Here is a 4,286-nt window from a genome sequence, read left to right on the forward strand (position 1 = left end):
ACACACCCCCGACGGTCAGGAATGTTCTGCGGTTCAGGTCAGCCATGTGCACCCTCCAGGTTGCGCTCCGTTGCGTAGCGGATCCGCGCCCCATGATGGGCGACGCGAAGCCGCGCCCAGACTATAACGTTTTAGTACTGGAGCGCGAGGGTCACTCTCGGCGCGTCGAGGAGCGCGTCGTGGACGGATCCGACGTCGCCGCCCGCGCGCATGCGCCGCAAGGCGCCCGGCCGGACCGGCCTCGGCGCCCCGTGGGCGAAGACGTCAGTTCTTGCCGAAGAGCTTCTGGATCTCGGCCATGTCGGCCTCGCTCGGCGCCGGCTGCGCCCCCAGGCCGAAGCCGGATCCGGTCGCGGCCTGACCTGCGGGGAGGCCGGCGTTCTCGGCGGCGCGCTTGGCCGGATTGCCTGAGCGCGAGCCTGTCGCCTTGCCCTTCTTGCCGCGCTTCGAGGAGGCTCCGGGACGCCCCATGCCGGGCATCGCGCCCATACCGGGGATGTTCGGGGTGCCACCGCGGGCGACCGTCTTCATCATCTTCGCGGCCTGCTCGAACCGCTGCACGAGCTGGTTCACGTCGGTCACCGTCATGCCGGAGCCGCGCGCGATGCGCAGGCGCCGCGAGCCGTTGAGCACCTTGGGGTTGCGACGCTCCCCCGGCGTCATCGAACGGATGATCGCCTCCGTGCGGTCGATCTCGCGCTCGTCGAAGTCCTCGAGCTGCTGCTTCATCTGGCCCATACCCGGGAGCATCCCGAGCATCTTCTTCATCGAGCCCATCTTCTTGAGCTGCTGCATCTGCTCGAGGAAGTCCTCGAGCGTGAAGGTCTCGGTCGCGAGCTTCTCGGCGACCTTGAGCGCTTCGGCTTCATCGAACGCGCTCTGCGCCTGCTCGATGAGGGTGAGGATGTCGCCGAGGTCGAGGATCCGGCTCGCCATGCGGTCGGGGTGGAACGGCTCGAGGTCRTCGAGCCCCTCGCCCGTGGAGGCGAACATGATCGGGCGCCCCGTGAGCGACGCGACCGAGAGGGCGGCACCACCGCGGGCGTCACCGTCGAGCTTGGAGAGCACCACGCCGGTGAAGTCCACGCCGTCCTGGAACGCCTTCGCGGTGTTGACCGCGTCCTGACCGATCATCGCGTCGATGACGAACAGCACCTCGTCCGGATCCACCGCCGCGCGGATGTCAGCGGCCTGCTTCATGAGCTCGGCGTCGACGCCGAGGCGTCCCGCGGTGTCGATGATGACGATGTCGTGCTGCTGGCGACGGGCGTGCTCGACGCCATCCCGCGACACCCGCACCGGGTCACCGACGCCGTTGCCCGGCTCCGGCGCGTAGATGGTCGCGCCCGCCTGCTCGGCGACGACGGTGAGCTGGGTCACCGCATTCGGGCGCTGCAGGTCGGCGGCGACGAGCAGGGGCGTGTGCCCCTCGCCCTGCAGCTGCTTGGCGAGTTTGCCGGCAAAGGTCGTCTTTCCGGATCCCTGGAGTCCGGCGAGCATGATGACCGTCGGCGGGTTCTTCGCGAACTCGAGGCGGCGCTGCTCGCCGCCGAGGATCGCGATGAGCTCCTCGTTGACGATCTGCACGACCTGCTGTGCGGGGTTCAGCGCCTTGTTGACCTCGTCGCCCAGGGCGCGCTCGCGCACCTTCGCGGTGAAGTCCTTGACGACGGGCAGCGCGACGTCGGCGTCGAGCAGGGCGCGTCGGATCTCGCGGACGGTGCCGTCGACGTCGGCGGCGGTCAGCTTGCCCTTCGTGCGCAGATTGCGGAAGGTCTCGGTGAGCCGATCGGAAAGCGTGCCAAATGTAGCCATGGTGCTGCAATTCTACGCGAGCGGATCCCCGATCCGCGGCGCGTCAGCCCCAGTGCAGATCGGCGATGCGCGGCAGCGCGTGCTGCAGCTGCGCGAGCGGCGACCCGTGGCCAGCGCCACCCTCAGCCCAGACCCGCAACGACGACAGCACGACCACGGCGTAGGCGGCGCCGAGCACGTCCGCCCTGATGCGCTCCACGCCCGCGCCGCGAGCGGCCTCCGACAGTGCCGCGGCAAGCCTTCCCTGGCGCAGTGCGGACTCGCGCTGAAGCTCTTCCTCCAGACCCATGGCCTGCGCGTTGCCGAACGCGAGAGCCAGCGGATCCGGCTCCAGCCCCTCCAGGATCGCGGCGAGCACCGCCTCGATGCCCGTCGAATCTGCACCGGCGCCCGGGGCCGCGAGCGCGGCGACCGCGCGATCGAGACGCTCGTCGAAGCCGGACCAGAGCACATCGCTCTTGGAGGAGAAGTAGTTGAAGAAGCTCGACCTGCTCACCCCGGCGCGCTGAGCGATGCCGGCGATCGATGTGCCCTCGTACCCGGACTCCAGGAACAACTCGCAGGCCGCCTCGGCGATCGTCTCGCGCGAGGAGACCCGGGGGCGGCCGACGCCGCGGGCAGGGGTGGTCACCACGACACCGTATCGCGATGCGCGCACCCGCCGATTCACCCGTATTATTGAACCGCATACAACAACTCGACCAGAAGGATCGGCCATGCTCGACATCCAGACGGTGGGCCTCGCCCCCGAGTTCGTCCCCTACCTCGACGGCTGGGATCTGCAGCGGCGCGTACACGCCGAGGTCGTGGCGGGCACCCGTCCCGACACGCTGCTGCTCCTCGAGCACGAGGCGGTGTACACGGCCGGCAAGCGCACCGAGCCGCAGGAGCGCCCCCATGACGGCACCCCCGTGGTCGACGTCGACCGCGGAGGCAAGATCACATGGCACGGGCCAGGACAGCTCGTGGGCTATCCGATCGTGCGCCTGCCGGAGCCGATGGATGTGGTCGCCCATGTCCGCCGGCTGGAGCGCCTGCTGATCGACGTGCTGCGCCCCCTGGGCGTGGACGGATACCAAGTCGAGGGTCGGAGCGGCGTGTGGGTGCGCCGACCGCTCAGCGAGGACAAGGTGGCCGCGATCGGCGTGCGCGTGCAGCAGGGCGTCACCATGCACGGCTTCGCGATCAACTGCGACAACACCCTCTCCGGGTTCCGCGGCATCATCCCCTGCGGCATCACCGACGCCGGTGTCACCACCGTGAGCGAGGTGATCGGCCGCGAGGTCTCCCCCGCCGACATCGCCGACGCGGTCGCTGGGGCGTTCGCCGCCGAGTACGCGACGGAGGTGGCCGCATGAGCGCCGCTCCCGAGGGTCGTAAGCTCCTTCGCCTGGAGATCCGCAACGCCGAGACCCCGATCGAGCGCAAGCCGGAATGGATCAAGACCAAGGCGAAGATGGGGCCGGAATACAAGGCCCTGCACTCTCTCGTGAAAGACGAGGGCCTTCATACGGTCTGCCAGGAGGCAGGCTGCCCCAACATCTTCGAGTGCTGGGAGGACAAGGAGGCCACGTTCCTCATCGGCGGGTCGCAGTGCACGCGACGCTGCGACTTCTGCCAGATCGACACCGGGAAGCCCGCCGACTACGACACCGACGAACCGCGCCGCGTGGCCGAGAGCGTGCAGCAGATGGGCCTGCGCTACGCGACGGTCACGAGCGTCGCGCGCGACGACCTCCCGGACACCGGAGCGTGGCTGAACGCCGAAACGGTGCGGAAGATCCACGAGCTCAACCCGAACACCGGCGTCGAGCTGCTCGCGAACGAGCACAACGCGGATCCGGCGTTCCTGGGGCAGATCTTCGACGCGCGCCCGGAGGTCTTCGCGCACAACGTCGAGACCGTTCCGCGCATCTTCAAGCGTATTCGTCCGGCGTTCACCTACGAGCGCTCGCTCAGCGTCATCACGCAGGGACACGAGGCGGGGCTGATCACCAAGTCGAACCTGATCCTCGGCATGGGCGAAGAGCCGGAAGAGGTCGTGCAGGCGCTCCAGGACCTGCACGACGCGGGCTGCGACATCATCACGATCACCCAGTACCTCCGCCCCACGCCCCGTCACCTCCCGGTGTCGCGGTGGGTGAAGCCCGACGAGTTCGTCGCGTTCAAGGAGGAGGCGGAGCGGATCGGTTTCCTCGGCGTGCTCGCCGGGCCGCTGGTGCGCTCCTCGTATCGCGCCGGCCGGCTGTGGGCGCAGTCCATGGCGTCCAAGGGCCGCGAGATCCCGCCGCACCTGGCGCACATCGCCGCCGGCGCAGACCTCGGCTTCGCCCAAGCCGTCTGAGACGCGGATCGCCCGACCGCCCTTCGTCTCGCTGCGCTCGCTCAGGGACCGTTGGTTCGCACGCTGGTTCCTGAGCCAGGAGCCGATCGCCCGGCGGCCCTTCGTCTCGCTGCGCTCGCTCAGGGAC

4 protein-coding genes are annotated in these 4,286 nt (G+C 69.2%); 2 read left to right on the forward strand and 2 right to left on the reverse strand.

Annotated features, from left to right (window positions below; all coding sequences use genetic code 11):
• Window positions 1–264 precede the first annotated feature (264 nt).
• Entirely contained in the window at window positions 265–1,815 is a 1,551-nt protein-coding gene (gene ffh / locus AC1DG4_RS19500) for a signal recognition particle protein (RefSeq protein ID WP_477379064.1), read from the reverse strand.
• A gap of 43 nt (window positions 1,816–1,858) precedes the next feature.
• Window positions 1,859–2,446 carry a TetR/AcrR family transcriptional regulator gene (locus tag AC1DG4_RS19505; RefSeq protein ID WP_477379062.1) on the reverse strand — a complete coding sequence of 196 codons (588 nt, stop codon included), beginning with the start codon at window positions 2,444–2,446 and terminating at the stop codon, window positions 1,859–1,861.
• Between the two features lie 85 nt (window positions 2,447–2,531).
• On the opposite strand from AC1DG4_RS19505, the gene lipB reads away from it, so the two are divergent.
• Complete coding sequence (gene lipB, locus AC1DG4_RS19510) at window positions 2,532–3,173, forward strand: lipoyl(octanoyl) transferase LipB (RefSeq protein ID WP_477379060.1); 642 nt, start codon at window positions 2,532–2,534, stop codon at window positions 3,171–3,173.
• Window positions 3,170–4,159 (forward strand): lipoyl synthase, encoded by a 990-nt coding sequence (lipA, locus tag AC1DG4_RS19515; RefSeq protein WP_477379058.1) that lies wholly within the window; start codon window positions 3,170–3,172, stop codon window positions 4,157–4,159. Before lipB ends, lipA begins: the two co-directional genes overlap by 4 nt.
• Window positions 4,160–4,286: the final 127 nt, after the last annotated feature.

Source organism: Microbacterium sp. 05N427, assembly GCF_056397105.1.